Consider the following 24,865-nt stretch of genomic DNA (forward strand, 5'->3'; position numbering starts at 1 on the left):
CGACGCGCGGCGTTCTCGGTCAGCATCAGCTTGAGAATGTGACGTTGCGGGTTCGCCAGAGCCGCCACCACCGTGTGCCAACCGTACAAAATCACTGGACCATCCGCGGCGGCCTCGCGGCCGCGCCACGCCGGCCGGCGACCGGTTTCGCGGCGGTTTTCGGGCGGCTTGCCGCCTCCGCGCCGGAAGTGCTGCTTTCGATCGCGATCGCTCATGGGCCAGCTTGTGTCACGGGTTCCTGAGAATGGCAATTTGAGCGACTTGAGGTCTGGTTGGCGGTTGGCATTGGTTGACTTGGGCGGGGTGCTTCGCCCATAAACGCGCCGACCGGGCGCCCGTGATCGGGTCCGCGGTTTCAGCGTCATCAAAGGCCTTGCCTTCGCCATTTCGGCGGGTGGCTGCGATGCTGTTGAGAGGGGAAGTGTCCCGAGTGGCAAAGGGAGCTGACTGTAAATCAGCCGCCTCATGGCTTCGAAGGTTCGAGTCCTTCCTTCCCCACCATCTTGTTTTCGTGAATTTGAAATCGCTCAGGTTTCTTGCCTGACGCCCGCACATCCCCGCCATCGCAGAAGCTGACCATGCACTCCCGTTTGCTGTATAGTCAGCATATTGATGCCATCAAATCCGCTCGTGAGGCGAGGATGGATCGGCGCGCGTTCATTGAGGGACTAGGCGCCTTGGCGGCCGGGTGGCCCGTCTGTGCGCAAGCTCAGCCAGTCGTGCGCAATGTGGGTTTGTGGTGGTCACCTGCGCAAGTAAAGGCATTTTTGCCCCGCTACAAGCGGCGGCTGGCCGAACTCGGTTGGTTGGAAGACCGCAACGTGCGCTTCCAGATCCGTACCTGGAGCGGCGATGTGCCGACGATGCGTCAGCAGGCGGGTGAATTGCTGGCGACCCAACCCGACGTGATTGTCGCGGCTAGCAACCCTGCCATCGCCATTTTGAAGGATATTGGCCGTCAAATTCCGGTGGTGTTTGTTTTTGTGGCTGATCCAGTCGGAAGCGGCTTCGTCGAGAATCTAGCCCGGCCTGGGGGAAACATTACGGGCTTTACGAACTTCGAGCCAACGATGGGTGGCAAATGGCTTGAGGTTCTGACGGAAGCCGTACCTGCAACAACACGCGTCCTGATTCTGATGCATCCCGAAACGAGCGCGCACAAGGAGTTCTGGCGGACGATCGAACCGGTAGCTGGCACGCTCCACATCGAAGCGACACCTGCCGGCGTTCACAATGCGGCGGAGATCGAGCGCGCCGTCGCCGAGTTCGGCGCAAATGGTCACGGCGGCATCATTGCGCTGCCGCATCCTGTGACTGAGGTTAATCGCGATCTCATTATCCAACAGGCGACTTCGCATTTGTTGCCGACTGTCTTTGCTTTCGCGGCACACGCCTCTGCCGGCGCCCTCATCACCTATGGCATCGACCTGGGCGACGCTATGCTGCAAACGACAGAATATGTGGATCGAATTCTGCGCGGCACCAAACCGGCGGACTTACCAGTTCAGGCACCTAAAACGTTCGAGCTCGTCGTGAACCTAACGACAGCGCGAACCCTTGGCCTCACAATTCCGCCCACGCTTCTGACTCGCGCCGACAAGGTGATCGAATGATAGGGATCACCTTCGCGAATGACCCTTAAAGGAGGTGCCGTGCAACGCCGCTGAGAAGTCTTCCGCCGCACTGAACTTACCAAGATGTCGTTTTTTGATCAGTACCAGACCTTCGCTATGCATTAGACAGGACGGATGAGCAGTGGAAGCGACATCGGCTGCCGCACCCCATACATGAGCGTGCGCCACAGCCATTCGATCGGACCGTACCGGTAGCGGCCCAGCCACCATGAGCTGAAAAACACCTGCGCGACGTAGACGGCGATGCCGATAGCCAGCGCTGTGGCAGCACCGAGCTGACCGAACAGTCCCAGACCATATCCATAGAAAATCCAACCGAAGATCAGCGACTGGGCGATGTAGTTCGTGAACGCCATGCGCCCGACCGGTGCAGCCCAGCCCAATAACGGTTTTCCGATCGCCAGATTGGCGATGCCGATGATGACCGCACCGTAGCCGAGCGCCAGCAGAATCGTGCCGATGGGACTTGCCACTGCGCTGATACTGCCGGCCATGGACGAGCGGCCAGCACCTAAAAGGACAAACAATGCTCCGAGCCCGATGCAAGCGGCCGCGGTTGAGATCAGCAAGGCCTGATGCGATTTTTCCAGAGTGCCGCTGCGCCAGATGAACGCCCCAAGCAGGAACAGCCCTACCGTGCGCGGAAAAACATAGATATGCAGCGGAACAATCAGGGGGATCTCACGAAGCCGGAACGCCAGCACCTCGCCGAGCCCGGCTGTCGGATAAATGCGGTTCGCCTCTAATATATCACGCTCAATCGAAGCAGAGCTGGGAAATAATCCAGCTGGGGGCCATGCCTGCATCGAGAGATACAGCGCAAGGAATGCCAGCCCGCCGCTCGCCAACAGCCAGCGGGGACCGAATAGAAACGGCAGGACGATCAGACCGGCGACTGCATATTCTGTGAGAATGTCCCCGTTCCAGATCAAGCAGAGGTGGATCAATCCGAACGCCAGTAACACAAGCAATCGGCGAAATAGGAGAACCGTGCGGCGCGGGCTTGTCGACAGGTGCTCGAATTGAATGGCGAGGCCTATGCCGAACAGGAGCGAGAACAGGGCAAAAGCCTTCATGTCAACAGCCAGCATTAGAACACTCTCAACGACCCGGTCGACCGGGCGGGCGGTCTGTCCGACAGTTATAAACTGCTGGAAAATCGAGACGCGGAATTCTGTTACAAGATTGATCGCCAGAACCCCGAGCAAGGCGACACCACGAAGCGCATCGATACTTTCGATCCGGTCTGATGGGTTCACCGGGCCGGATCGTTCCTCAATGATTTGGGTGCGCGCCATTGCTGTCAGACTAACAGGAAAATTCGACTGATGGCCAAGTCGGGAATTGGCCCAGCGGCGGTACCGACCTGCTCGGCCTCGGCAAAACGGCTGCACGTGCGCACCGATTTCTGATTTCGGAACTAAAGTGGACAGGGAATGGACGTCGGACGATGCCACCTTTTTTTGGCCCTCTTCGGAAATCGGCCATCGATTTTACCTTCATGCACAGCCCCGCACGGGTGCTTTGATGTGCTAAGGTGGCCCAAGCCTCCGCTAGGAGGAGCTCAATGAGGCGGCGTCACTTCATCGCACTTACTGCCAGTGCAATTGCCTGGCCGCTCGCTGCTCATGCACAGCAACCGGGAATGCCGGTTATAGGATTTCTCCATAGCGCATCGCCGGAGCCCTATGCGCCCCAACTGAACGCATTCCGTCAGAGCTTGAAGGAAGCTGGCTACGTCGATGGCCAGAACGTAACAATTGAATATCGCTGGGCGGAAGATCAGATCGCCCGATTGCCAATACTAGCCGCCGAATTAGCTCACCGGCAGGTCTCGGTCATCGCTGCCGGTGGCAGCCCGGTTTCAGCGTTGGCCGCAAAATCGGCGACGACGACCATTCCAATTGTCTTCATGAATGCTGCCGATCCAGTAGCAATCGGTCTGGTTACAAGTTTCAACCGACCAGGTGGCAATGTAACAGGTGCTACTTTGCTCAGTGCCGAACTGGTGTCAAAGCGACTGGGAATCCTTCATGACTTGCTGCCTTCCATAAAAAATATCGCCGTGCTCGTAAACCCGACCCGGCCCGGGGTCGATGCACAGAAGGCGCACGTGCAAGCCGCCGCTCAGACACTCGGTTTGGCTCTTCACATTTTAAACGCCAGCAGCGAACGAGACTTCGACGCAGTTTTCCAGGCGGTGGTCTCCCACCGGGATGACGCGCTCGTTGTCACCCCCGACGCACTATTTCTCGACCGGCGTTTTGAAATCGCCGATTTGGCGACTCGCTACAAAATTCCAACGATGTATGAGCTGCGTTACTTCGTCGAGGCCGGCGGCTTGATAAGCTATGGCGCTAACGCACTTGATATGTATCGGCAAGGCGCGACTCTGATCCGTGAGATTCTAATGGGTAAAAAACCCGCGGATTTGCCGGTGCTGCAGCCGACCAAATTTGAGCTGGCCATTAATATGAAGACCGCTGGCGCGCTTGACATAGAGGTACCGAGCTCCATGCAATTGTTGGCAGATGAGGTAATTGAATGAAGCGATTCTAATGCGTTCATGAGTAGGGTGGATGATCCTTGATATGCACAACCGGCCATTTTCTGCAAAGTTGTAGTAGGGTCCGGGGCGGCAAAGGCCACTGGGGCTCTCAATTTACAAAATCGATACTCCTTCGCGCCGATCAGGTGATCGAATGAGGCGACGGGAATTCATCGCAGGTCTTGGCGGCGCGGCGGTCACCTGGCCGCTAGCGGCGCTAGCACAGCAGGCGCCGATGCGCTGGCCGATGCGGTAATTGAATAATAGGATGTGTGTTCTTGGCCCTTTTGAGAAGCCCCGGCGAAATGGGCCGATGTCCGGGTTCGAGTGCATACCGGACCTACGTCGGACATTGCAAATTCGGTAGCGATGTTGACCGATAGCACCTCGGCTCCCGACCAATTCGGCTTCACAACTTGGCCGGGCCGGTTTGCCGCCGGATCGGGCCATCAGCGATGAGCCGTTAGCCACGCGATGATGTTCGGCCAGATACGCGCGTACGCCTCCCGTCCCACAAGAATCCCGAGGTGCTGCAACGCAATGCCGATTTCGCCGGAGTATTTAATGAGCGAGACATCATTGGTAGGCAACGCATCAAGCAGCGGTTCGATCGAGGTGAGCGGCGCGATTTCATCTGCCGTGTTGACGACCGCGAGCGTAGGGATGTTTAGACATGAAGGGCCAATCGTGCGACCCAGCACGGTGAGAGCGCCTCGGCAGAATCGGTTTTCCCGAAACAGCCATTCGGCAATCTGATGGACCAGCATCCCCGGGAGCGGGGCCTCATCAAGAGCCCAGCGCTCAACACGCGCATGGAGATCGAACGCCCGCAGGTCGCCAATGCTCATTGCGGCATCCATCAATCGGGACCAAATGAATGTATCGGGCGAGGCGAAAGCGCTTGCATGCGACAGCAGCGAGCCCGGGACGATGTCCGTTTCACTCAGATCAGGCGGGATCATCGAGACGAGCGCATCGCGAAATCTGCTCGTCGCTGGTTGAAAGCAAAGGGGCGTGCCGAGAAGCAGTAGGCCGCGTACAGCTCCCGGCTCGCATGCGCAAAACGCTGCCGCTAATGTGCCGCCCAGCGAGTGGCCGATCAGGAAGGGCTTTGTCGTTTTCGCCACGCTTGCGATCGTCGCCACACACTCGGATATGGCTCTCACGCATTCATCGAGCCCGACAGACCGGCCTGATGATGTCGGTGCAATCCATTCGACGAGGTATACGCGCAGGCCGTGACTGAGACAGTACCGGATGGCGCTGACGTTTGGTCCGAGATCCCAGATATACGGCCGCTTGATTGGAGCGGCGATAATGAGTAGCGATGTCTCTGCGCCTGAGGCTCCATAATCGCGAAGCCGCCAATGGTCTCCGCAGGCAAGTCTCCGATGTGACAGTTCAGCAGGACCAAATCCGATAGCGCCCAGTGCATGTCCCTGTGCGCGGCGCACGACGTCAAGTGCCCCAAATTGAGCCTGTCGTAACGTCTCCGCCAGACCCTGGCTACGCATCGACGCAAGCTTCCGTGTTCTGCCTCGCTCGACGCAATTACATCCAGCGCGAACCGCCGGATTGTGGCTATTGCATCGACGCAAGGCTTCCACGCGGCCGGTCATCGACCGTTAGGAATTACATCTCATGGAGTTGCCGCGGTAATAGTCGTGACCGAGCGGGCTGTCGCAGGAACTGACCAGTTCTGCTCTCGCTAGTGTACTTTGGCACACCTCGCAGCTGGTTCTCAGTAGCGCCTGTGACATAGCCGCAGTCGAAATCCAGTATGGCGTAGGCGACCTTGCTACTGATCTTGTCGATCATCACCCGTTCAATCGAACCGATGCGATAATTATTTAGCTGCAACCGCGCGTATCCCTCCAGAGCGACCGTGCCCTTCATGGCACCGTCTTTGAACAACGTAACGGCGCGGCAGGACGAGGGTTCCTATGCGGGCCGAAATCCGCGGGGCGCCGTCGAATCCGTTTGGCATCCCAACCAAGCTGGAGTTGATCATCAATCTCAGGCCCGCGAGGTCCCGACGTTCGATGGACCAGACCGCGCGTCGATGTGCGCTCGCATTGCGAGCGGCAGCTGAGCATATTGGATTGCCGCTGCGCGTCGCAAAATCCAATGAAGCAGTCCGGAAACAAGAAGACGCGACAGGATTGCTCCGGTCGCGTCCCAATACTTGTGCTCGCTGGTCTAGGCGCTGAGAGCGCCGGTTGCCAAGCTTGGAGGCTTAGCGGGCGATCCCAGCGAGGTGACAGCGCTTGATAAAAGACACTGGATCACCTCCTTTCGTTGTTGATGGAGCCTTAAGTATAGGTAGCGAATCAGTAGGAGTTAAGGGGCCAAGCCGAGCTCGGCACGCCACCATCGAGGCAGCATCGGCGGTTGAGGCAGCCTGCGCGGCGTGATAGTCCATGCCAGAGCGCGGGTGTAGCTCAATGGTAGAGCAGCAGCCTTCCAAGCTGAATACGAGGGTTCGATTCCCTTCACCCGCTCCAAACTGGATCAACTATTTAGCTGCGATACTTTCGGTCTGTTGCGTGTGTCGCGCTGCTAACGCTGACGTATTGAACAAGCCAAGCATCACCGGGCATTTCCAACCATTCCGTTGGACACGACGCGTTTCCCATTTGCATGGCGGTAAAGGCTAAGCGCAAATGAATTTTTCGCAGATCGGCTTTGTTGTTCGCAGCGGCGTTTCAGCCTTGGTGGTCGCTTTTCTTTTGAACTACTCGGCTCATTATAAGTGGGGACTATCTCGACAGACGATTCGGTTTGGCGCGTTGCTCGCCGCTCTGATCATTGGGCTGCTCGTGGCGATCGACCATCATTTGAGCAAGCCCAAGTAGTGGTCGCTCGTTGTCACCTCACTCGCCTAATTGATTGCGCGGTGGCTTTTTTGTTCGTCGCCGGACAGACAGGACTACTTAGACAAGCTATTCTGGTCGATTAATGGGGAGATCGACCGTGGGACGTTTCTATTTCCATCTTCGGAGCGGCGAGGAGCTGTTGCGTGATGACGAGGGGCAAGACTTCCCCGACCGCTCAGCGGCGCGGCAGGAAGCCGAACAAGCAGCCCGCGAACTTCTGGCGGAGGCCATCAAGGGCGGTAGAGCTCGCGTTCCCGAGGCGTTCGTGATTGCCGATGAGCTGGGACGAGAGATTGATACTGTCTTGCTGGCAGCGGCATTGCCGGAGCCCTTCAAGAAGTAGGGTCGGCTTCAGTGGGGCCGCCAGCGGAGGTTAATACCAGCGGCCCCGTGCAAGTCACTTCCAATTGCCCTGCCTCAGTTAGAGCGGTGACCCGCATCAGGATAAATAACCGCCAAGCTCCTCGTTCCTGATTGACGGCCTCGTTCATTCCGGTTCCAATTTGTTCTCAGTAGACCGCCACGTGCTGGCAGGTCTGGGGACAAGCCGAGTGGGCGCATCATGAAGATGGTAGCGGAGTATCTGGAACACGCACTTCAATTCGAGCGATTGGCAGCTGCCGAAAAGGATTCAAAACTCAAATCCGACTTTGAAAAGCAGGCAAAGGCCTATCGCAAACTGGCGGGCGAGCGCGCCAAGCAGCTTGGCTTACCAGAGCCACCAAACCCCGAATAAGACGCTTCCAATTGGACCCTTTTTTCCGGACGCCGGCACAGAGTGACTCTCGCGGGCTTGGTGAATTCAAAACGATCTTTTCACGTTAAAGAAGCCGCAGACGCGTTCCTCAGGGTCACTGTGTTCAGCACACCCAAGGTTCTATGTGCAAATGTGTACACACCTAAGCGCCTCTGTTTTAGTATTGCAGTACCTATGCTGCCTCACCGCCGTAAGGCGCCACGCCGCCGTGTATTGAAAACCGGCTCGATTGAGTTCGCGGACACGGCCATTGAGTGCACCGTGCGCAATATGTCCGCAACGGGCGCGGCAATAGAAGTCGTGACCCCGCTCTTCATTCCGGACCGTTTCACCCTTTTTATTCAAAGCGAACAATCGCGCCGCGCGTGCCGCGTCGTCTGGCGCAGCGGGCGGCGCATGGGAGTTGCTTTCCAGTGAGGTCGGCTACGAACTGAAGCACACAATGTCAGATATCGAGCCGAACAAAATGTGCCGCTTGGTACAGAGTACGAATGTGAACATGGGATCCTCTGGCGGACAAACGGCCAAAATGCCAGGCGCGCGCTCAGCCAACATCGCTGCTTTATTCGTTCGTCGATCCGACATCAGGTCGGAGGGTCTGCACGTGCAAGTGCAGTTGCGGAGTGCTGCCCGTCGGCCGCCCGGAGAATTCGGGCCAAAGGACGGGGGCCAATGATGTTATCCGAGCCGGGGTTTTGGATCATTGTTGCCGGTGGACTGCTCGTAACGATCGGCTTCATCGGCTTTGCTTTCAGTCGAAATCGCCAGAGCGCGACAAGTGAGCAGCCGGATTCAACGCCTACCGATGTTCCCAATTCAAAGCCTGAAGACGCGGAAGGCGGCTCTGGCCCTCGCGCTGCGGCGGGGCCGATGCGTGGTTTGCAGCACGGCTGAGTCAGTCGCGTCCCCATTCGCGCTTGGATTAACACAGGTTAATCAAACCGAGGAAAGTAGCACTCGATTGTCTGATCGCGGACAGACCAAATTCTTCTATTTAAATCAAATTGAAAACAAGGGGCAGCAAACCTAGTCAAAAAGGAGCTGCAAATGAGACGTCACCTTTTAACCGTGGCCGCCGCGATTTTGTTGTCGTCCACCGCAGCCAAAGCCGACCTTGTTATTACGCAGGTCGCACCGGGCGGGATCGGCAATTTTGATGCCAACGTGCTGTTTAAAACCCAGCTGACGGATGTAACCTCCGCTTTTGGTTTCGCAAACGGCGCGGGTCAACCTCAAATAATCACATTCACCAGCGGGGATGCCTTTAATACCGACGCCAGTGGGCAGGCCAAGATCACGCCTTTCGCCACGACCTTTAATGACCTGACCATGACTGCATCGGGAACTGCTTCGGCATTCACCGCGCTGCTGCTCGACGTCAAAGTACCGATTACTGAGACCCTGACATTCACCTCTCCAACTCACATCAGTTCAGGGGCGACGCAGACAGTGGGCCCAAACGGAGAAAATTTCATTCTCGTCTCGGCCATAAACGGTGAAACCTTCAGCTCACTGGGTTTTACCAGCAGTGGGAACCTGAGCTCCGTAGAACAGGTCAGGGTGGACATAGCTGGCAATGTCGGGGCGGTGCCCGAGCCTGCCACTTGGGCGATGATGGTCATCGGCTTTGTCGGGGTCGGGTTCATGGCCTATCGGCGTCGCGGTCACGCAAGCTTCCGTTTGGTTTAATCGCGACTCAAAATTCTTAAACCTGTGAAGAAGAAAGGCCGCTTTTATCGAGCGGCCTTTTTCGTGCTCTGATGAACTGACCCTACTCGAACGAGTCGCACTCTCCATGCTTGCGATGAAAAAAACGGATTTGATATCCAAGTCCATAGAAGAGCTCTGGGCGCTTCATGAGGAGATCGCCTCCATCTTGGCTACGAAAATGGAGGCGGAGAAATTAAAGCTGGAAAAGCGCCTGGAGCAGCTAGGGGTGAGAATTGTGCATGATCTTCGGCGTCCGTATCCCGAAGTTCAACCGAAGTTCCGAAACCCCAACCCGCCTCATCAGACCTGGGCCGGTCGCGGCAAGCAACCGAACTGGCTCCGTGAATTGCTGGCGCAAGGCAAACAGCTGGACGACGTCCGGATCGGGCAGATGAGTGATTTGCCCGCCACAAAATCACCAACGACAGCGCATTGAACATCGGCCGGCCATGCACAAGGCTTCCAGGCCGGATACGAGCTTTTCACGTCCCCGGCGCTGTCAACAAACGCACGACTCGGTCGGATCAAAGCGACCGGCGCGGTGAATGGCGATGGGACGGAAGCCACTCTCGGCGAGGAGCCGGCCGTGTTCCTTTTCGGTCCGTTCCCGCCCGGAGGTCTGTAGAGCCTTGGTTGGAGTGAGTTGATCGGGCGGGCACGGATGGCTGCATGCCGTGGACGCAGTGCTCGGCATTCGAAAATGGTGTAGGGCAGTTTCCGTCGGCGGCAACGGGTTTGTTCCGCGCTTGGGCGACGGAGTTCCGCGCCACGACGATTTTTACGGAGGATTGTTCATGTCGGATTTGCCGCTCTCAGGCATCAAGATTCTTGATTTGACGCGCGTGCTCGCGGGGCCGCTCTCGTCTCAGATGCTGGCTGATCTCGGCGCCGAGGTGATCAAGATCGAGCGTCCGGGCGGCGGCGATGACGCGCGCGCCTTCGGTCCGCCCTATCTGGTCGATCCGGAAGGCAAGGAGAACAACAACAACTCGTTCTATCTTTGCGCCAACCGCAACAAGAAATCGGTCACGGTGGATCTGGCCAAGCCGGAAGGGCAGGAGATCATTCGTGAGCTTGCGAAATCCTCAGACATCATGATGGAAAATTTCAAGGTCGGCGATCTCAAGCGATACCAGCTCGACTATGAATCCATTCGCGCCATCAACCCCGGCATTATCTACTGCTCGGTCACCGGGTTCGGCCAGACCGGACCTTACGCGCCTCGCGCCGGTTACGATGCTATTTTTCAGGCGATGGGCGGCTTGATGAGCGTGACCGGCCACATGGATGGCGAACCGGGCGCCGGCCCCATGAAGGTCGGGCCAAGCATCGTCGACTATATGACCGGCATGAACACCTCGATCGGCATTCTCGCGGCACTTTATCACAGGAAAGCCAATGGCGGCGCGGGCCAGCATATTGACGTCTGCCTGCTCGATACCGTGGTCGCCTCGCTGTCGCACTATGCGCAGATTTATCTGGTCAGCGGCAACACGCCGCCGCGTCGCGGCACCTGGGGCAATGGCGGCATGCCTGCCGGGGTATTTCGCTGCGCCGATGGCGACTTGATGCTGGTGGTCGGCAATGACGCGCAGTTCGCGCGAACCTGCGCCGTTCTGGGCAAGCCGGAGCTGGCAGCCGATCCGAAGTTCATCAAAAACAACGATCGCGTCGTGCATGGTAAGGAGATCATGGCAATTTTCGCCGGACTGTTCCTGAAGCAGAAAGTCTCGCATTGGCTCGAAGAGCTGGAGAAAGCCGGCATTCCCTGTGGTCCGGTCAATGACTTCGCGCAAGTCTTCGCAGACAAGCATGTGCGCGAGCGCGGCATCGAGATTAAAGTCAATCATCCTTTTGAGCCCGAGCTGTCGCTGATCCGAAATCCGATTACGTTTTCCGAAACGCCGGTGAAGGAATACAAAGCGCCGCCGCTGCTCGGCCAGAATACGCGGGAAGTGCTGGCCTCAAAACTCGGCTACGATGATGCGAAACTCGAGGCCCTCAGGGAGCAGCGGATCATCTAAGGGCGTGAAGCCGTCGATGCCGACTGAACATTAACAACGCGTACGGAGAGCCCATGATGAATCGGATCATCGGAGTTCTCGCTGCTTTCGTTGCCTTGCTTGCTTGTGTCTCTTCACCTGCCGCCGCGCAGGAGAAGAACATCACGGTGTTCGCCGCGGCTTCGGTAAAGAACGCCCTCGATGAGCTCGATACGGCTTACACCAAAAAGACCGGCGTCAACGTCACCGCGAGCTATGCTGCCAGCTCCGCATTGGCGAAACAGATCGAACAGGGCGCACCGGCTGACGTGTTCATTTCCGCCGATAGCGATTGGATGGATTACGCCGCCGCAAAGAACAGCATCAATGGACGGAGCCGCGTCAATCTGCTCGGCAACAGCATGGTTCTTATAGCGCCAACGGATTCCAAAATCGACCATGTGAATATCGGCGCGGGCTTCGATCTCGCCAAGCTCGCGGGGGACGGCAGGATCGCAACTGGGGACGTCAAAGCCGTGCCGGTCGGCAAATACGCCAAGGCGGCGCTGGAGAAACTCGGCTCGTGGCAAGCGGCCGAGCGGAAGTTCGCAATGGCGGAGAATGTGCGGGCCGCTCTGACGCTGGTGGCGCGCGGTGAAGCGGCGCTCGGCATTGTCTATGCCACCGACGCCAGAGTCGAACCGGGCGTGAAAGTGGTCGGCACGTTTCCGGCGGACTCTCATCCGTCGATCATTTATCCGGCCGCGGCGACGACGACAGCGAAGCCGGGGACTTCCGCTTACCTCGCCTTCCTGCGCTCGACCGCAGCCAAGAACATCTTTGAAAAATACGGCTTCAAGTTTTTGGTTAGCCCGTCGACGTGACCTAACGGACTTTTCACCAAGCGACCCGCGGTCCGCGCTGACGCTGGTTGATGCTTAGTGGTCGCCTGGTTCATGCTTCGTAGAAAATACCAGCGGTCGAATGTGCTTCATCAATTGCGCCAGGAATTCATCGGGGCGATCGAATGGAACGAAATGGTCGCCACCCTCAAACAGCACGAATTCTTTTTGCGGCGCCTTGATTTCTTCGAAGTACGCGCGAGCCGGTTCAATCGGCGTTACGATGTCATCCGTACCTTCAAAAAAGAACATCGGAATCGAAAAGTCAGTGCCAAGAGACCAAAGATCGCTTCGAATCATCGGCGAGTTCTTGCCGGCCAGGTGCGTAGCTGAAAACGTCATTCCTCTCTGCCAATAGTACCAATCGAGCAGCGAAAAATCCGGCATGAACGATGGAGGAATGGGGCTGACGAGCTCGAATGAGTCGATTGGAGGAAGGGACAGCGCTTTTGCCCATCTTTCCACGATCTCAGGCTTTGTCATGCTGTAACCCGGGAATCCGGAAATTGAAGTCAGCTCTGTCAACGACTGCGTATTATGCGCCGCCTCCGCCAACGTTTTCAGTCGGCTAACGACGAGGTCGAACTGCTTCTCGAAGGTTTGCCTGCCAACTACCTGCCCAGCGCCGACAAAGGCGTAAAACAGGTCCGGTCGTTGTTTGACCATGTGAATCCCGAGAAACGAACCCCATGAATGCCCGATCAGGACGATCCTGTCCTTATGAAGGTGCGCTCTGAGAAATTCGGCAACTTCGATGCCGTCCAGCATCATCTGCGCCACGGTCATGGTCGCCGCAACCGATCCGCCGTTCATGCGAAACGTACGTCCGGCACCCCGCTGGTCCCATTGAACGACGGTAAAATATTTCTCCCAGGGCTGCCAGGCGGATGAAATCGGAATGGTCGAGCCACCCGGCCCACCATGCAGAAAAAGGATAACCGGATTGCTGCAATCTTCGCCGCGAATTTGAATCCATTGATCGATGCCGCCGATCTTGACGTACATTCCCTCCTGGACGCCATTTGGAGTTTGGATCGCCAGTACACGTGCACTGAGATATTGGCGATAAGCGCGAAAGCCGAGTCCGCAGCCTGTTGCGATGACCGCCAGCACGGAAACCGCAAGCAGGCCGGTCTTGGCGATCCTGAGAATCCTGCGTTTCATCGACGCGCCGCCCTTGACGACAGTTCGATCATCATCGAGGCATGATTGCCCTCGGGCGGGCTAATCTTTGACATCAATCCGTGGGTATTGCAATGAAACGAGAAGTCATCCGCGTCGAACCGATTTCCTCCTACTTGGAGAGGTGGAAGGCACCAGCTTCTCCGGTGACACGCGGTGGAGGGATGGTGTTTGTGTCCGGCTTGCCGCCATTCGATCCGGAGACCGGCGAGATTTTACCGGTGCCTATCGAACGCCAAACCGAGTTGATCATGGATCAGTTGAAGTTGTGCCTGGAGACGGCGGGCACTTCGCTCGACAACGTAATGAAGTGCAACATCTACTGCACGTCGGCAAAATACTTCGCGACGGTCAACGCGATCTATGCCCGTTACTTTCCCGAACACCCTCCGGCACGGATTTTCGTCTGCATACCGGAATGGACAGGGCCTTTCGACATTGAGATCGACTGCGTCGCGTTGGCGTAATTACAGGGCGCGGATGCGGTATGACGCGATACAGCGGGGCTCTATTCGATCACCTCATCGGCGCGGGCGATGAAGGTCGGCGGGATGTTGAGGCCGATGGCGGCGGCGGCTTTCCGATTGATGATCAGCTCGAATTCGGTGGCCAACTGGATCGGCAGATCAGCCGGTCTGGCACCTTTGAGGATGCGATCGACGTAGACCGCCGCGCGCTCGAACAAGACACCGAAATTGGCGCCATGGGCAATGAGCCCGCCGGCCTCAGCGTATTCTCGATACGGGTAGACGGCCGGCAGCCTGCTCCGCGCCAACGCCGCCACGATCGCGTTTCGCTTGGTCAACAGGAGGGTGTCGGCAACGACCAGGACCGCATCAGGGCGCGCCTGGTCCAGGCGAAGCAGAGCGCCCTCGATCTGATCGCTGTTCTGTACCGTGACTAGCTCGAGGGCCACGCGCAGCTGCTCCGCCGTGCGGTTCACGTTCTCCAACGCGGCTTCAAGGTATGGATTGGCGGCGTTCCCCAGGATGCCCACGCGGGCGAGTTGCGGAAGCAGGTCCTTGAGCAGCTCCAGTTTCTTGCCCTCGAGACCGATGCTCTGGGTGGCAAATCCGGTGATATTGCCCTCGGGCCGCGCGAGGCTCGAAACGATTCCGACGCTGACTGGGTCGCCGACGGCACCCATGACGATCGGAATCGTGCCGGTCGCCTGCTTGGCGGCAATCGCCGCGGGTGTTCCCCAGGTCACGATGATGTCGACCGGCAGCGCGGCGAGTTCCACCGCCAGCGCCGGATAGCGGTCGTCCCGTCCCTCCGCGAAACGCGATACGAAGCGGAGATTCTGCCCCTCGACATATCCATACTCCCGCAGCTTGTGGGAGAATCTCTGCAGCGGCGGCAATGGCAAGGATGCCAGCACGCCGATGCGCACGAGTTTCGATGGTTGCTGCGCGCGCGCTGCGAGCGGCCACGAGACCGCTGCGCCACCGACAAGCGTGATGATCTCGCGACGATTTGGCTGATCGAATTGCATCCGATCCCCACGAACGAGGGCCGCACGGCACTATATCGAATGGGCGAGGAGCAGTCAGCCGGTATCGGAACGACTGTGCAACTTATCAGTCGCCGACATGACGCTCCGAGGTCCGGTGCGGATCATTTTCGACGGTTCAGCGGAGACTGTCGGCTGGCTGATGTCGCCTCTACCCCGTAAGCGTCCAACCGGGACCTGCCTGGGAGCGTTGCGTCTGGCCAGACCCCTGTGATTCAAGCTTCCAAACCGGGGTCTCGAATATGCGCTATGAACTCGCCGACCGTGAATGGATCGCCATCAAGCCCATGCTGCCGCCGCGTGGCGTTCCTCGGGTGAACGACCGTCGTGTCCTCCAAGGCATCTTCTGGGTCTAGCGCTCCGAGCCTCGGAGAGCAGCACGACGTTCGACTTGCCGGAAAACTGCTCTCTCGTCTGAAATCTGGGTCAATGTTGCTTGCCGACCGTGGCTACGATGCCGATTATGCCAATCAAGCTGTGACTTAGCGATAATTAGGCCACCCCGTGGTCGCCGCCAGTATTCTTCCGGTCACCGGGCGCGTTGCGCGCTGATCTTGTCGGCGATTTTTCTTTGATCCCCCGTCAACGCCTTTACCGAAACCGCCACGATGCGGTCGATGATCCCCCCGACGTCATTGAGATCGCACAGTCCGTCGGACAATTTAGCCAGGCGCTCGCTGTCGCGAATGGTCTGGTGCGCCATGGCGAGTGCGAAATGCAGTCCCCAGTAAAGATCGACCTCGCTGCGCTCGGGGAGTGAGCGCCGCATCGCCGCGGCGAATTTCCGCAAGTGATCAATTTCACGATTTTTGATCTTGCGGATCGGCGGCACCGATTCAATCGAGGCCCGGATCATGAAACGGGACGCGGCCGAGCGCTCGCGTTCTGGGCCCAGGCAGCCGCGCAACGTCGGCCCGACCAGCGCGCGCAGAATGGAATCGATGCTGGCGCGGCCGCCACCCGCTTCTTCGGCCAGCTTCAATTGGTTGAGCCGCTCGCGGTTCGTGGCGATGCTGCTGCTCACGAACAGCTCGGCAATCAGCTCGTCCTTGGAGCCGAAATGATAATTCACGGCCGCCAGATTGACATCGGCAGCCGCCACGATGTCACGGAGCGTGACGTCGCCGAAGCCGCGTTCGGCGTAAAGCCGCTCAGCGGCATTGAGGATCGCGGTCCTGGTCTGGTCCGACGCCATATCATAGGCCTATGCGCAAGGCGGGTTGCAATTCAAACAGTTGTATGAAACTATCGTTTTAGAGCGGGGAATGTCAATGCGCGGGCTCCGTGCAAAGCAATCCCGGCCAGGCGGTGGACAGCCGCAGCCGCGGTCCGCTCCAGCAAGAATGGTCTTGCGGAGGAGGGGCGGCGGAGAGACAGTGCCCGCAACGAATTTCAATCCGTGATGTGAGGGAACGCCCAATGGACTTCAACATGTCTGACCGTCAGCGCGAGTGGCTCAATCGAGTACAGTCGTTCATGCACAAGCACGTCAGACCCGCCGTGCCGACGTATCGCCAGCAGGACGAGGCCGGTGCGCGCTGGAAGGTCATTCCGATCGTCGAGGAGTTGAAGAAAAAGGCGAGGGCGGAAGGTCTCTGGAACATGTTCATGCCGCCCTCCGCGCATGAGGACGACGAATTTCGCGGGGCGGGATTGACCAATCTCGAATATGCTCCTCTGGCCGAAGAAATGGGTCACATCGGTTGGGCCTCGGAAGTATTCAATTGCTCCGCGCCGGATACCGGCAACATGGAAGTGCTGATGCGTTACGGCACCAAAGAGCACAAGAAGAAATGGCTGCGGCCGCTGATGGACGGCGAAATCCGATCCGCCTTCTTGATGACCGAGCCGGCGGTGGCGTCCTCCGATGCGACCAACATCGAAACGCGGATCGAGAAGGACGGCGATCATTACGTGATCAACGGCCGCAAATGGTGGTCCTCAGGGGTGGGCGACCCCCGCTGCAAAATTGCGATCGTGATGGGCAAGACCGATCCGAAAGCGCCGCGTCACCAGCAGCAATCGCAAGTTCTGGTGCCGCTCGATACGCCCGGCATTAAGGTGGAAAAATTGCTGCCGGTGTTCGGTTTCGATGACGCTCCCCACGGTCATGCCCAGGTGCTGATGGAGAACGTTCGCGTACCCGCCAGCAACATCCTTCTAGGTGAGGGAAGGGGTTTTGAAATCGCTCAGGGCCGGCTCGGTCCGGGACGCATTCATCACTGCATGCGCACCATCGGAAAAGCCGAGGAAGCGTTGGAGAAGATGGTGAAACGGTTGTCGTCGCGAACGGCGTTCGGCAAAAAGATCATCGAGTATTCGATCTGGGAGCAGCGTATCGCCGAAGCTCGCACCGATATAGAGATGAATCGCCTGCTCTGCCTCAAGGCCGCCGACATGATGGATAAGGTCGGCAACAAGACCGCGCAGCTCGAAATCGCCATGATCAAGGTGGCCGCGCCCAACATGGCGCTCAAAATCATCGACAACGCCATTCAGGCGTTCGGCGCCGCCGGCGTGTCCGACGACGCGGGTCTTGCGCGGGATTACGCCTCGATGCGCACGATGCGGCTCGCGGATGGGCCGGACGAGGTCCATAACCGCGCCATTGCCAGACTTGAACTTCGGAAGTATGCAAACGCTCCCACTACGCATTAGGGGAGCCAGGCGCTCCCGCGATAATAATGACGGAGCGTCGTCGTGGCCGAGGGCGTCAGGAGAGACGAAGAGTTTTCGGGCACCAAGCCCGTCGAGGAGCGGCATCGGATCGATGAAGTGCGTCTCGACGGCTGGATGCGCGAGAACGTCGACGGCTATCAGGGACCGCTGACTGTCCTGCAGTTTAGGGGTGGACAGTCCAACCCGACTTATCGGCTCGATACACCGGCACGATCCTATGTGATGCGCCGCAAGCCGTTCGGCAAACTGCTGCCGTCGGCGCATGCGGTCGATCGCGAGTTTCGCGTCATCGCTGCGCTAGGCAAGCAGGGATTTCCCGTCGCCAGGGCGTATGCGCTTTGCACCGACGATACGGTGATCGGTGCCGCCTTCTATATCATGTCGATGGAAGAGGGCCGGGTGTTCTGGGATCCGATGCTGCCAAGCCAGCCGGCGGACGCGCGGCGGAAAATATTCTCCAGCAAGATCGAGACGCTGGCGAAGCTGCATCAATACGATCCGCAGGCGATCGGGCTCGGCGATTTCGGCAAGACCGGAAACTATTTCGCTCGCCAGGTCGATCGCTGGACGAAGCAGTATCGCGCCTCAGAGACGCAACACATCCCCGAAGTCGAAAGACTGATCGAATGGCTGCCGAAGACGGTGCCGCATCAGGAACGGGTGTCGATTGTGCACGGCGACTATCGTCTGGACAACATGATCTTCCATCCGACCGAGCCGCGCGTGCTTGCCGTTCTGGACTGGGAGTTGTCGACGCTAGGCGACCCAATGGCGGATTTCACTTATCTCTTGATGCAGTGGACCATGCCCGGACTCGTGAACGCCGATCTCAAGGCGCTCAACATTCCGACCATGGAAGAGGCGGCGCAAATTTATTGCGACGTCACCGGCAGCGCCGTTCCCGACCTGAACTGGTACTTCGCCTACAACCTGTTCCGGCTCGCCGGCATTACCCAAGGCATCGCCGGCCGTATCCGCGACGGCACCGCCGCAAGCGCCAAGGCGATGGAATCCGCCAAGCGCACCGTGCCGCTGGCGCGTGCGTCGTGGGAATACGCGCAGAAGGCGGGAGCGGTGTAGCGCGACGAAACACGCGCGGCAGGTAGCCCGGAGGAGCGAAGCGACGTCCGGGAAGCATAGAAACAGCCCGCCTATCGCGTTGCTCATGCGGGATACTGGCTGATCTGGCCCGACGAGCAAATCACCGATCTCTCTGTCCAGGCAGCTTTGCAAAAAAATTTCCGTTCTCGTCTGCCCCAAATCAAAATTATAAGCGCCGCCATCTCGTCCCACCAAGAGGGGCGCTCGCGATCGTCACGGACGTTGGGAACGAGATGCGATGGACGCTGATGTGCTGTGGACGAACGGCACGGAGGCGGACGGCGAAGTCGTGTGGTCCTGACGCCTCGACGCTGGCGTCAAGTTGGTGGGAAGTGTCCTGCCGATGACGGTGACAAACAAGCCCGATCACCGGGGAGATCACGTTATAAGCCGTAACACCATTGCGCGGGGAATGCCGGATGTTTCCGGTGAACCTGTGGTGACTAACTCGTATGCTTTTCTATTTTGCATGCGAGGCTGCGGGCGCATCGAGCGCCCGGCATTCCCTGCGCCCTCTGATGTTTCAGATGGCCTTGCACGATCCGAAACTCGCGCGGAAATGCGCGGCGAGATGGCGGCAGTGTGGGTTTTTGCGTGGAGGAATCCGAGAGAGATGTGCGGAAGGCCGCGACGGTTATCCCTCCCACTTGTGGGGGTCGAGACGAGCAAAGCTCGCTCTGGGGTGGCGCGAAGCGCCGGTGGGGGGTGCTTCGGTGTGCGACGTAACGACCCCACCGACTGGTCTTCGGCCAGCCACCCCAAGAGCAAGCTCTGCTGCTCGTCTCGCCCATAAAGGCCCCATAAAGGGGGAGGGACAAAGAGGCAGCAAAGCTCGCTCTTTCTTAGCCCTCCCCCGTTTGTGGGGAGGGAAAGCAGATCGTGAGCGGAGCGACCGATGTGCAGGGTGGGGGCTGTTCGTGTGTATGACGCAACCCCACCCGGCGCTTCGCGCCACCCTCCCCATAAAGAAGGGGAGGGATAAGAAAGAGCAACCCTCGCCCCGCTTGGGGCGCGAGGGAGAAGCATCCGCGGTATCCACCGGGAGGCATGAGCAGGTGAGTATCACTCGCCATCGGTCAAATCGGCTTGCCGGCATACGGCATCGATGCAGTGAGGCCGCCATCGACGGGAATCGCCTGGCCGTTGACGTAGGACGCCTCATCACTGGCGAGGAAGAGGCCCATCGCCGCCAATTCGTGCGGCTGCCCGGCGCGCTTGAGTGGATTGAGCTGTCCAATCTTGTGATCAGTGCCGCGTTGTTTGGCATTGTCGAAAATCGGTTTGGTCATGCCGGTTTCGATCAAACCAGGACATACCGCATTGATGCGCACGCCGGTCCCCGACAGCGAATACGCCGTGGTCTGCACCAGGCTGATCACGCCGGCCTTGCTCGCGGCGTAAGGATGACCGCTGGCGCCGGATTTCAGCCCCGCTACCGACGCGGTGCAGACGATCGCGCCGGACTTCTGTCTGATCATGTGCGGCATCGAATGTTTGATCGCGAGAAACGGACCGATCAGGTTGATGCGAAGAATTTCCTGCCATTGCTCGACGGTCTGATCGGCGAGCGGCACCAGACCGCCGCTTACGCCGGCATTGGCCCAGATCGCATCAAGCCGCCCATAGCTCGACACCGCCTTGTCGATGAACGCGATCACATCCTTTTCCGAGCCGGCGTCAGCCATGACAGCCTCGGCCGTGCCGCCGGCTTTGCGCACTTGCGCGACGGTTTCCTTGACGCCATCAGCGCGGTCGACGGCGATCAGCCTTGCTCCTTCCTTTGTGAACAACAGCGAGGCCGCGCGTCCGATGCCGCTGCCGGCGCCGGTAATGACAACGGATTTACCTTCAAGACGGCCCATGAGTTTCTCCTTGGTATCTTGGTGATCGATGTTTCTTCGGCGAAATGGATGACGTTTCGCCTGAACAAAACCGTCAAAACGGATCGCCTGCCGCCGTGCGGAATTCTGAAAGCAAAATTTCAAGCATCCATGTTTGCCAAGGTCACTTGAGGCGATCTGTCGGGTGACGTAGGAAGCGCAACAGTATTGAAGGGTCCTGACGATGTCCAATCCAGACAAGTCGTTCGTTCGGCAGCAGCACGTGGTACCTTCCGGCGTCGTCGCGACGCGCTGGTGGTGGGTGCGTCACGCGCCGGTGCGCGAGGACGGCGGTTGCATCTACGGGCAAAAGGACATCGGTTGCGATACCAGTGATCGCATCGTGTTCGAAGCCGTCGGCAAAATCCTGCCGCGTAACGCGGTGTGGTACGCAAGCCATCTGAAGCGGACGCACCAGACCGCCACCGCGATATGGTCGGCAGGGTTTCCCAAGCCCGCGCACCTTCACCACGAGCCGGCGCTAGCGGAGCAGCATCTGGGCCAATGGCAGGGTCTCAACCGTGCGGCATTTTTCGCCAGCCGGCCGATCGAGGTCGGCAGCTACTGGTTCGCGCCGATCGATGATCCAGCGCCTGGCGGCGAGAGTTTCATGGATCTCTACAATCGCGTGCGCGGTGCAATCGAAAGGATCAATGTCGAACACGCAGGCAAGGACGTGATCGCGGTGGCGCATGGCGGCACGATCAAGGCGGCGATCGGGCTGGCGCTCGGCAACCAGCCGGAGCGGGGCCTCGCTTTCACCATTGATAATTGCTCGGTGACGCGGCTCGATTTTCTCGCCAGCTCAGCTCACAGCGGCTGGCGGGTGCCGATGGTCAACCAGCAGCCATGGATGGCGGACCCCGCGCACAATGCCATGCATCAGCCGGCCGGACCTGAAATTGCAACCGCCAGCAAACTCGCGTGAACCCGCCGTTCTTGTGTAGCGACGGGAACGCTGCTTAGCTGAATTTCGAAATGATAAGCGGTGCATCGGCCGCCGATAACGGGAGAAACGCATGACGCTGTTTGATATGTCCGGACAAGTCGCCGTCATCACCGGCTCATCGCGCGGCATCGGCCGGGCGATTGCCGAACGAATGGCCGAACATGGCGCCAAGGTCGTGATCTCCTCACGCAAGCAGCAGGCTTGCGACGAGGTCGCGAAAGCTATCAATGATAAAGCGGGCAAACAGGTCGCGCTGTCGGTTGCGGCAAACATCTCGACCAAGGACGATCTGAAACATCTGGTCGAAGAGACCAATCGCGCGTTCGGCAAAATCGACACGCTGGTCTGTAACGCGGCCTCGAATCCTTATTATGGACCGCAGGCCGGTATTTCCGATGATCAGTTTCGCAAGATCCTTGATAACAACATCGTCGCCAACCACTGGCTGATCTCGCTGGTGGTGCCGCAGATGATCGAGCGCAAACGAGGCTCGATCACCATCATCTCCTCGATCGGCGGCTTGAAAGGCTCGACCGTGCTCGGCGCCTATGCGATCTCGAAGGCCGCCGACATGCAGCTCGCGCGCAATCTTGCATGCGAATACGGCAAGCATAACATCCGGGTGAACTGCATCGCGCCGGGGCTGATCAAGACCGATTTCGCCCGCGCATTGTGGGAAAATCCGGAGACGCTGAAAGCGTCCACCGCGCGCTCGCCGCTGTTGCGCATCGGCGAGCCGGACGAGATTGCCGGAGCGGCCGTGTTTCTTGGCTCGGCCGCCGGCACCTTCATGACGGGGCAGACCATTGTCGTCGACGGGGGCGCGACAATAAGCTGATGGATGACGCGGGTCGAGGCACGTTCCGCTGAACGGGTTCGCGCTTGCAATCCGGCCGCAGCCTATGCTTCAAACGGCGCGGACCCGCGGTCACGCAGGGAAACCACAGGAGTGTAGCTCAATTGGTAGAGCACCGGTCTCCAAAACCGGGGGTCGCAGGTTCGAGCCCTGCCACTCCTGCCAGCTAATGATCAGGTTCCAGGATTCGGTCGAATGCAGGTAGCGATCGGTTCCCCGCACCTTGACCTTTAGGCGCGCCCGCAGTACATAGCCGCCACCTGCTGCCGGCCCGCTTTGACGGATATCCGGCGCGGCTTTCCCCCGAACACTCGAGCCCGCTTGGCGGCTCATCCTTCAGAAGAGGGCTGGGCGTTAAAGGTCTGTTCGGATTTCCTTGAAACCAAGTCGCCTGAGAACGCGGATCACATAAAACGATGGCTTTCAGCCCGTTCAAATTCCTGCAGGAAGTTCGCTCGGAGACCGCTAAGGTCACCTGGCCGACCCGTCGCGAGACCACCATCACCACGATCATGGTGTTCGTGATGGTCGCGCTGGCTTCGATCTTCTTTTTCGCCGCGGATCAGATCATCCGCTTTCTCGTCACCTTTTTGCTCGGCATTCACTGATGGCAACGGCGGCAACCCAAACGATGGATAAGCGGTGGTACATCGTCCACGCCTATTCGAATTTCGAAAAAAAGGTCGCGGAATCGATCCGTGAGCAGGCCAAGCAGCGTGGGCTAGACGAGTTGTTCGAGCAGGTGCTGGTGCCGACCGAAAAAGTCACCGAAGTGCGTCGCGGCCGCAAGGTTGACGCGGAACGGAAGTTTTTCCCGGGCTACGTCCTGGTCAAGATGAAGCTCACCGATGAGGCGTTCCATCTCATCAAGAATACTCCGAAGGTAACGGGCTTCCTCGGCGCGGAAAACAAGCCGATGCCGATTTCGGAGGCCGAAGCCATGAGGATCCTGCACCAGGTGCAGGAAGGCGTGGAGCGCCCGAAGGCCTCGGTTTCGTTCGAGATCGGCGAGAACGTGCGCGTGGCGGACGGCCCGTTCGCATCGTTCTCCGGTGTGGTCGAGGAAATCGACGAGGGCCGTTCGCGCGTGAAGGTCGCGGTCTCGATCTTCGGTCGCGCAACGCCGGTCGAACTGGAATTCGGTCAGGTCGAGAAGGTCTGATCGTTGAGGCTCTTCCTTCGGGACGAGCAACAAGTAGCCGTGGGAGGAAACGGGTGATCGCCAGTCATCCGTTGAACCGCACCACGGTCCTGTGAAGTTTCCGGATCGTCCGGAAACAGCATGAGGAGTGACATATGGCAAAGAAAGTGACCGGATACCTGAAATTGCAGGTGCCGGCCGGGGCGGCGAATCCTTCGCCCCCGATCGGTCCCGCGCTCGGTCAGCGCGGCCTCAACATTATGGAATTCTGCAAGGCGTTCAATGCGCAGACGCAGAAGGAAGAAAAGAATACCCCGATTCCGGTAGTGATCACGATCTATGCCGATCGTTCGTTCACCTTCGAGATGAAGACCCCTCCGATGTCGTTCTTTCTCAAGCAGGCCGCCAAAATCCAGTCCGGGTCGAAGGCCCCGGGCCGCGACAAGGCCGGCAAGGTGACCCGCGCGCAGGTGCGCGAAATCGCCGAGAAGAAGATGAAGGACCTTAATTGCGACTCCGTTGAATCGGCCATGAAAATGGTCGAGGGCTCCGCCCGTTCAATGGGTCTTGAAGTTGCGGGGTAGGGCGTCATGGCAATCGGAAAACGTTTGAAGAAGGCCCGCGAGGGCGTCGATCGCGAGAAGCTCTATCCGATCGCGGACGCGATCAAGATGGTCAAGGAGCGCGCCAAGTCGAAGTTCGATGAGACCGTCGAGATTGCGATCAACCTGGGCGTCGATCCACGTCACGCCGACCAGATGGTGCGGGGCGTGGTTACGCTGCCGAACGGCACCGGCCGCACCTTGCGTGTCGGCGTGTTTGCGCGTGGCGCGAAGGCCGAGGAGGCCAAGGCGGCGGGTGCTGATGTCGTCGGCGCCGAGGATCTGGTCGAGAAGGTGCAGGGCGGGCAGATTGATTTCGACCGCTGTATCGCGACTCCCGACATGATGCCGCTGGTCGGTCGCCTCGGTAAGGTTCTCGGACCGCGCGGCATGATGCCGAATCCGAAGATCGGTACGGTGACCATGGACGTTACCAGTGCCGTGAAGGGCGCCAAAGGCGGCTCGGTCGAATTCCGCGTCGAAAAGGCGGGAATCGTACAGGCCGGAATCGGAAAGGCATCCTTCTCGGAAGAGAAGCTGGTGCAGAACGTCA

At 58.8% G+C, this 24,865-nt stretch carries 24 protein-coding genes, 3 tRNA genes and 3 pseudogenes; 23 read left to right on the plus strand and 7 right to left on the minus strand.

Going from position 1 to position 24,865, the window contains the following annotated elements; all coding sequences use genetic code 11:
- A pseudogene (locus VJV58_RS13225) lies at nucleotides 1–215 on the minus strand (23S rRNA (guanosine(2251)-2'-O)-methyltransferase RlmB); the annotation flags it as partial.
- 200 nt (nucleotides 216–415) lie between these two features.
- Here VJV58_RS13225 and VJV58_RS13230 point away from each other — a divergent pair.
- Both VJV58_RS13230 and VJV58_RS13235 read left to right on the plus strand, forming a co-directional pair.
- Nucleotides 416–501: transfer RNA gene (locus tag VJV58_RS13230), tRNA-Tyr, on the plus strand.
- 176 nt (nucleotides 502–677) lie between these two features.
- On the plus strand, nucleotides 678–1,613 hold the full coding sequence (locus tag VJV58_RS13235; RefSeq protein WP_324137803.1) for an ABC transporter substrate-binding protein: 936 nt from the start codon (nucleotides 678–680) through the stop codon (nucleotides 1,611–1,613).
- A gap of 122 nt (nucleotides 1,614–1,735) precedes the next feature.
- On the opposite strand, the gene VJV58_RS13240 is transcribed toward VJV58_RS13235, so the two are convergent.
- Nucleotides 1,736–2,932, minus strand: coding sequence for a DUF418 domain-containing protein (locus VJV58_RS13240; RefSeq protein WP_324137804.1), 1,197 nt, complete (start codon nucleotides 2,930–2,932; stop codon nucleotides 1,736–1,738).
- Between the two features lie 269 nt (nucleotides 2,933–3,201).
- Here VJV58_RS13240 and VJV58_RS13245 point away from each other — a divergent pair, with 269 nt between their 5' ends.
- A complete protein-coding gene (locus tag VJV58_RS13245) occupies nucleotides 3,202–4,182 on the plus strand; it encodes an ABC transporter substrate-binding protein (protein ID WP_324137805.1) in 981 nt (326 codons plus the stop codon).
- Nucleotides 4,183–4,631: 449 nt separating this feature from the next.
- On the opposite strand, the gene VJV58_RS13250 is transcribed toward VJV58_RS13245, so the two are convergent.
- Complete coding sequence (locus tag VJV58_RS13250; protein ID WP_324137806.1) at nucleotides 4,632–5,801, minus strand: alpha/beta fold hydrolase; 1,170 nt, start codon at nucleotides 5,799–5,801, stop codon at nucleotides 4,632–4,634.
- Between the two features lie 811 nt (nucleotides 5,802–6,612).
- Here VJV58_RS13250 and VJV58_RS13255 point away from each other — a divergent pair.
- From VJV58_RS13255 to modA, 9 genes and pseudogenes are all read left to right on the plus strand, one after another.
- Nucleotides 6,613–6,686 (plus strand) — tRNA-Gly (locus VJV58_RS13255).
- A 159-nt stretch (nucleotides 6,687–6,845) separates the two neighbouring features.
- A complete protein-coding gene (locus tag VJV58_RS13260; RefSeq protein WP_324137807.1) occupies nucleotides 6,846–7,037 on the plus strand; it encodes a hypothetical protein in 192 nt (63 codons plus the stop codon).
- Nucleotides 7,038–7,155: 118 nt separating this feature from the next.
- Nucleotides 7,156–7,401 (plus strand): DUF6894 family protein, encoded by a 246-nt coding sequence (locus VJV58_RS13265; RefSeq protein WP_324137808.1) that lies wholly within the window; start codon nucleotides 7,156–7,158, stop codon nucleotides 7,399–7,401.
- A gap of 219 nt (nucleotides 7,402–7,620) precedes the next feature.
- Complete coding sequence (locus VJV58_RS13270) at nucleotides 7,621–7,794, plus strand: hypothetical protein (RefSeq protein ID WP_324137809.1); 174 nt, start codon at nucleotides 7,621–7,623, stop codon at nucleotides 7,792–7,794.
- 195 nt (nucleotides 7,795–7,989) lie between these two features.
- A complete protein-coding gene (locus VJV58_RS13275) occupies nucleotides 7,990–8,232 on the plus strand; it encodes a PilZ domain-containing protein (RefSeq protein ID WP_324137810.1) in 243 nt (80 codons plus the stop codon).
- Between the two features lie 1,167 nt (nucleotides 8,233–9,399).
- Nucleotides 9,400–9,504 (plus strand): annotated as a pseudogene (locus tag VJV58_RS22405) (PEPxxWA-CTERM sorting domain-containing protein); the annotation flags it as partial.
- Nucleotides 9,505–9,610: 106 nt separating this feature from the next.
- A complete protein-coding gene (locus tag VJV58_RS13285) occupies nucleotides 9,611–9,961 on the plus strand; it encodes an H-NS histone family protein (protein ID WP_324137812.1) in 351 nt (116 codons plus the stop codon).
- Between the two features lie 358 nt (nucleotides 9,962–10,319).
- Entirely contained in the window at nucleotides 10,320–11,549 is a 1,230-nt protein-coding gene (locus VJV58_RS13290) for a CaiB/BaiF CoA-transferase family protein (RefSeq protein ID WP_324137813.1), read from the plus strand.
- Nucleotides 11,550–11,605: 56 nt separating this feature from the next.
- Complete coding sequence (gene modA / locus VJV58_RS13295) at nucleotides 11,606–12,391, plus strand: molybdate ABC transporter substrate-binding protein (RefSeq protein WP_324137814.1); 786 nt, start codon at nucleotides 11,606–11,608, stop codon at nucleotides 12,389–12,391.
- A gap of 54 nt (nucleotides 12,392–12,445) precedes the next feature.
- On the opposite strand, the gene VJV58_RS13300 is transcribed toward modA, so the two are convergent.
- Nucleotides 12,446–13,573 (minus strand): alpha/beta hydrolase, encoded by a 1,128-nt coding sequence (locus tag VJV58_RS13300; RefSeq protein WP_324137815.1) that lies wholly within the window; start codon nucleotides 13,571–13,573, stop codon nucleotides 12,446–12,448.
- A gap of 92 nt (nucleotides 13,574–13,665) precedes the next feature.
- Between VJV58_RS13300 and VJV58_RS13305 the strand changes: the two genes are divergently transcribed.
- Complete coding sequence (locus VJV58_RS13305; RefSeq protein ID WP_324137816.1) at nucleotides 13,666–14,058, plus strand: RidA family protein; 393 nt, start codon at nucleotides 13,666–13,668, stop codon at nucleotides 14,056–14,058.
- Between the two features lie 41 nt (nucleotides 14,059–14,099).
- Here the strand turns inward: VJV58_RS13305 and VJV58_RS13310 are convergent, their stop codons facing one another.
- Complete coding sequence (locus VJV58_RS13310; RefSeq protein ID WP_324137817.1) at nucleotides 14,100–15,086, minus strand: ABC transporter substrate-binding protein; 987 nt, start codon at nucleotides 15,084–15,086, stop codon at nucleotides 14,100–14,102.
- 260 nt (nucleotides 15,087–15,346) lie between these two features.
- Here VJV58_RS13310 and VJV58_RS13315 point away from each other — a divergent pair.
- Nucleotides 15,347–15,454, plus strand: a pseudogene (locus VJV58_RS13315) (IS5/IS1182 family transposase); the annotation flags it as partial.
- 179 nt (nucleotides 15,455–15,633) lie between these two features.
- Here VJV58_RS13315 and VJV58_RS13320 read toward each other — a convergent pair.
- Nucleotides 15,634–16,299 carry a TetR/AcrR family transcriptional regulator gene (locus VJV58_RS13320; protein WP_324137818.1) on the minus strand — a complete coding sequence of 222 codons (666 nt, stop codon included), beginning with the start codon at nucleotides 16,297–16,299 and terminating at the stop codon, nucleotides 15,634–15,636.
- A 224-nt stretch (nucleotides 16,300–16,523) separates the two neighbouring features.
- Between VJV58_RS13320 and VJV58_RS13325 the strand changes: the two genes are divergently transcribed.
- Together VJV58_RS13325 and VJV58_RS13330 are read left to right on the plus strand one after the other, a co-directional pair.
- Nucleotides 16,524–17,762 carry an acyl-CoA dehydrogenase family protein gene (locus VJV58_RS13325; RefSeq protein ID WP_324137819.1) on the plus strand — a complete coding sequence of 413 codons (1,239 nt, stop codon included), beginning with the start codon at nucleotides 16,524–16,526 and terminating at the stop codon, nucleotides 17,760–17,762.
- Nucleotides 17,763–17,804: 42 nt separating this feature from the next.
- Nucleotides 17,805–18,863 carry a phosphotransferase family protein gene (locus tag VJV58_RS13330; protein WP_324137820.1) on the plus strand — a complete coding sequence of 353 codons (1,059 nt, stop codon included), beginning with the start codon at nucleotides 17,805–17,807 and terminating at the stop codon, nucleotides 18,861–18,863.
- Between the two features lie 1,097 nt (nucleotides 18,864–19,960).
- Here the strand turns inward: VJV58_RS13330 and VJV58_RS13335 are convergent.
- Nucleotides 19,961–20,746 (minus strand): SDR family oxidoreductase, encoded by a 786-nt coding sequence (locus tag VJV58_RS13335; protein WP_324137821.1) that lies wholly within the window; start codon nucleotides 20,744–20,746, stop codon nucleotides 19,961–19,963.
- 202 nt (nucleotides 20,747–20,948) lie between these two features.
- Here VJV58_RS13335 and VJV58_RS13340 point away from each other — a divergent pair, with 202 nt between their 5' ends.
- The 7 genes from VJV58_RS13340 to rplA all read left to right on the plus strand — a co-directional run.
- Nucleotides 20,949–21,692, plus strand: coding sequence for a histidine phosphatase family protein (locus VJV58_RS13340; RefSeq protein ID WP_324137822.1), 744 nt, complete (start codon nucleotides 20,949–20,951; stop codon nucleotides 21,690–21,692).
- A gap of 91 nt (nucleotides 21,693–21,783) precedes the next feature.
- Nucleotides 21,784–22,551 (plus strand): SDR family oxidoreductase, encoded by a 768-nt coding sequence (locus VJV58_RS13345; RefSeq protein WP_324137823.1) that lies wholly within the window; start codon nucleotides 21,784–21,786, stop codon nucleotides 22,549–22,551.
- Between the two features lie 107 nt (nucleotides 22,552–22,658).
- A tRNA-Trp gene (locus VJV58_RS13350) sits at nucleotides 22,659–22,734 on the plus strand.
- A gap of 251 nt (nucleotides 22,735–22,985) precedes the next feature.
- On the plus strand, nucleotides 22,986–23,177 hold the full coding sequence (secE, locus tag VJV58_RS13355) for a preprotein translocase subunit SecE (protein WP_324137824.1): 192 nt from the start codon (nucleotides 22,986–22,988) through the stop codon (nucleotides 23,175–23,177).
- 23 nt (nucleotides 23,178–23,200) lie between these two features.
- Nucleotides 23,201–23,731, plus strand: coding sequence for a transcription termination/antitermination protein NusG (nusG, locus tag VJV58_RS13360; protein ID WP_324137827.1), 531 nt, complete (start codon nucleotides 23,201–23,203; stop codon nucleotides 23,729–23,731).
- A gap of 134 nt (nucleotides 23,732–23,865) precedes the next feature.
- On the plus strand, nucleotides 23,866–24,294 hold the full coding sequence (gene rplK, locus VJV58_RS13365) for a 50S ribosomal protein L11 (RefSeq protein WP_324137825.1): 429 nt from the start codon (nucleotides 23,866–23,868) through the stop codon (nucleotides 24,292–24,294).
- A gap of 6 nt (nucleotides 24,295–24,300) precedes the next feature.
- Nucleotides 24,301–24,865 (plus strand): 50S ribosomal protein L1 (rplA, locus tag VJV58_RS13370; RefSeq protein WP_324137826.1); only part of this gene is annotated, 565 nt, incomplete at its 3' end.

Origin of the sequence: Bradyrhizobium sp., assembly GCF_035273305.1 — a bacterium.
Taxonomy (GTDB): domain Bacteria; phylum Pseudomonadota; class Alphaproteobacteria; order Rhizobiales; family Xanthobacteraceae; genus Bradyrhizobium.

Excerpts from the sequence above, each read along its gene's own strand:
- VJV58_RS13245 (WP_324137805.1), top strand. The coding sequence starts at position 3,202 with ATGAGGCGGCGTCACTTCATCGCACTTACTGCCAGTGCAATTGCCTGG.
- rplK (WP_324137825.1), top strand. The coding sequence starts at position 23,866 with ATGGCAAAGAAAGTGACCGGATACCTGAAATTGCAGGTGCCGGCCGGG.
- secE (WP_324137824.1), top strand. The coding sequence starts at position 22,986 with ATGGCTTTCAGCCCGTTCAAATTCCTGCAGGAAGTTCGCTCGGAGACC.
- VJV58_RS13340 (WP_324137822.1), top strand. The coding sequence starts at position 20,949 with ATGTCCAATCCAGACAAGTCGTTCGTTCGGCAGCAGCACGTGGTACCT.
- VJV58_RS13260 (WP_324137807.1), top strand. The coding sequence starts at position 6,846 with ATGAATTTTTCGCAGATCGGCTTTGTTGTTCGCAGCGGCGTTTCAGCC.
- VJV58_RS13310 (WP_324137817.1), bottom strand. The coding sequence starts at position 15,086 with ATGCAATTCGATCAGCCAAATCGTCGCGAGATCATCACGCTTGTCGGT.
- VJV58_RS13270 (WP_324137809.1), top strand. The coding sequence starts at position 7,621 with ATGAAGATGGTAGCGGAGTATCTGGAACACGCACTTCAATTCGAGCGA.
- VJV58_RS13240 (WP_324137804.1), bottom strand. The coding sequence starts at position 2,932 with ATGGCGCGCACCCAAATCATTGAGGAACGATCCGGCCCGGTGAACCCA.
- VJV58_RS13345 (WP_324137823.1), top strand. The coding sequence starts at position 21,784 with ATGACGCTGTTTGATATGTCCGGACAAGTCGCCGTCATCACCGGCTCA.
- VJV58_RS13275 (WP_324137810.1), top strand. The coding sequence starts at position 7,990 with ATGCTGCCTCACCGCCGTAAGGCGCCACGCCGCCGTGTATTGAAAACC.
- VJV58_RS13290 (WP_324137813.1), top strand. The coding sequence starts at position 10,320 with ATGTCGGATTTGCCGCTCTCAGGCATCAAGATTCTTGATTTGACGCGC.
- VJV58_RS13305 (WP_324137816.1), top strand. The coding sequence starts at position 13,666 with ATGAAACGAGAAGTCATCCGCGTCGAACCGATTTCCTCCTACTTGGAG.
- VJV58_RS13250 (WP_324137806.1), bottom strand. The coding sequence starts at position 5,801 with ATGACCGGCCGCGTGGAAGCCTTGCGTCGATGCAATAGCCACAATCCG.
- modA (WP_324137814.1), top strand. The coding sequence starts at position 11,606 with ATGAATCGGATCATCGGAGTTCTCGCTGCTTTCGTTGCCTTGCTTGCT.
- VJV58_RS13285 (WP_324137812.1), top strand. The coding sequence starts at position 9,611 with ATGCTTGCGATGAAAAAAACGGATTTGATATCCAAGTCCATAGAAGAG.
- VJV58_RS13335 (WP_324137821.1), bottom strand. The coding sequence starts at position 20,746 with ATGGGCCGTCTTGAAGGTAAATCCGTTGTCATTACCGGCGCCGGCAGC.
- VJV58_RS13300 (WP_324137815.1), bottom strand. The coding sequence starts at position 13,573 with ATGAAACGCAGGATTCTCAGGATCGCCAAGACCGGCCTGCTTGCGGTT.
- VJV58_RS13325 (WP_324137819.1), top strand. The coding sequence starts at position 16,524 with ATGGACTTCAACATGTCTGACCGTCAGCGCGAGTGGCTCAATCGAGTA.
- nusG (WP_324137827.1), top strand. The coding sequence starts at position 23,201 with ATGGATAAGCGGTGGTACATCGTCCACGCCTATTCGAATTTCGAAAAA.
- VJV58_RS13320 (WP_324137818.1), bottom strand. The coding sequence starts at position 16,299 with ATGGCGTCGGACCAGACCAGGACCGCGATCCTCAATGCCGCTGAGCGG.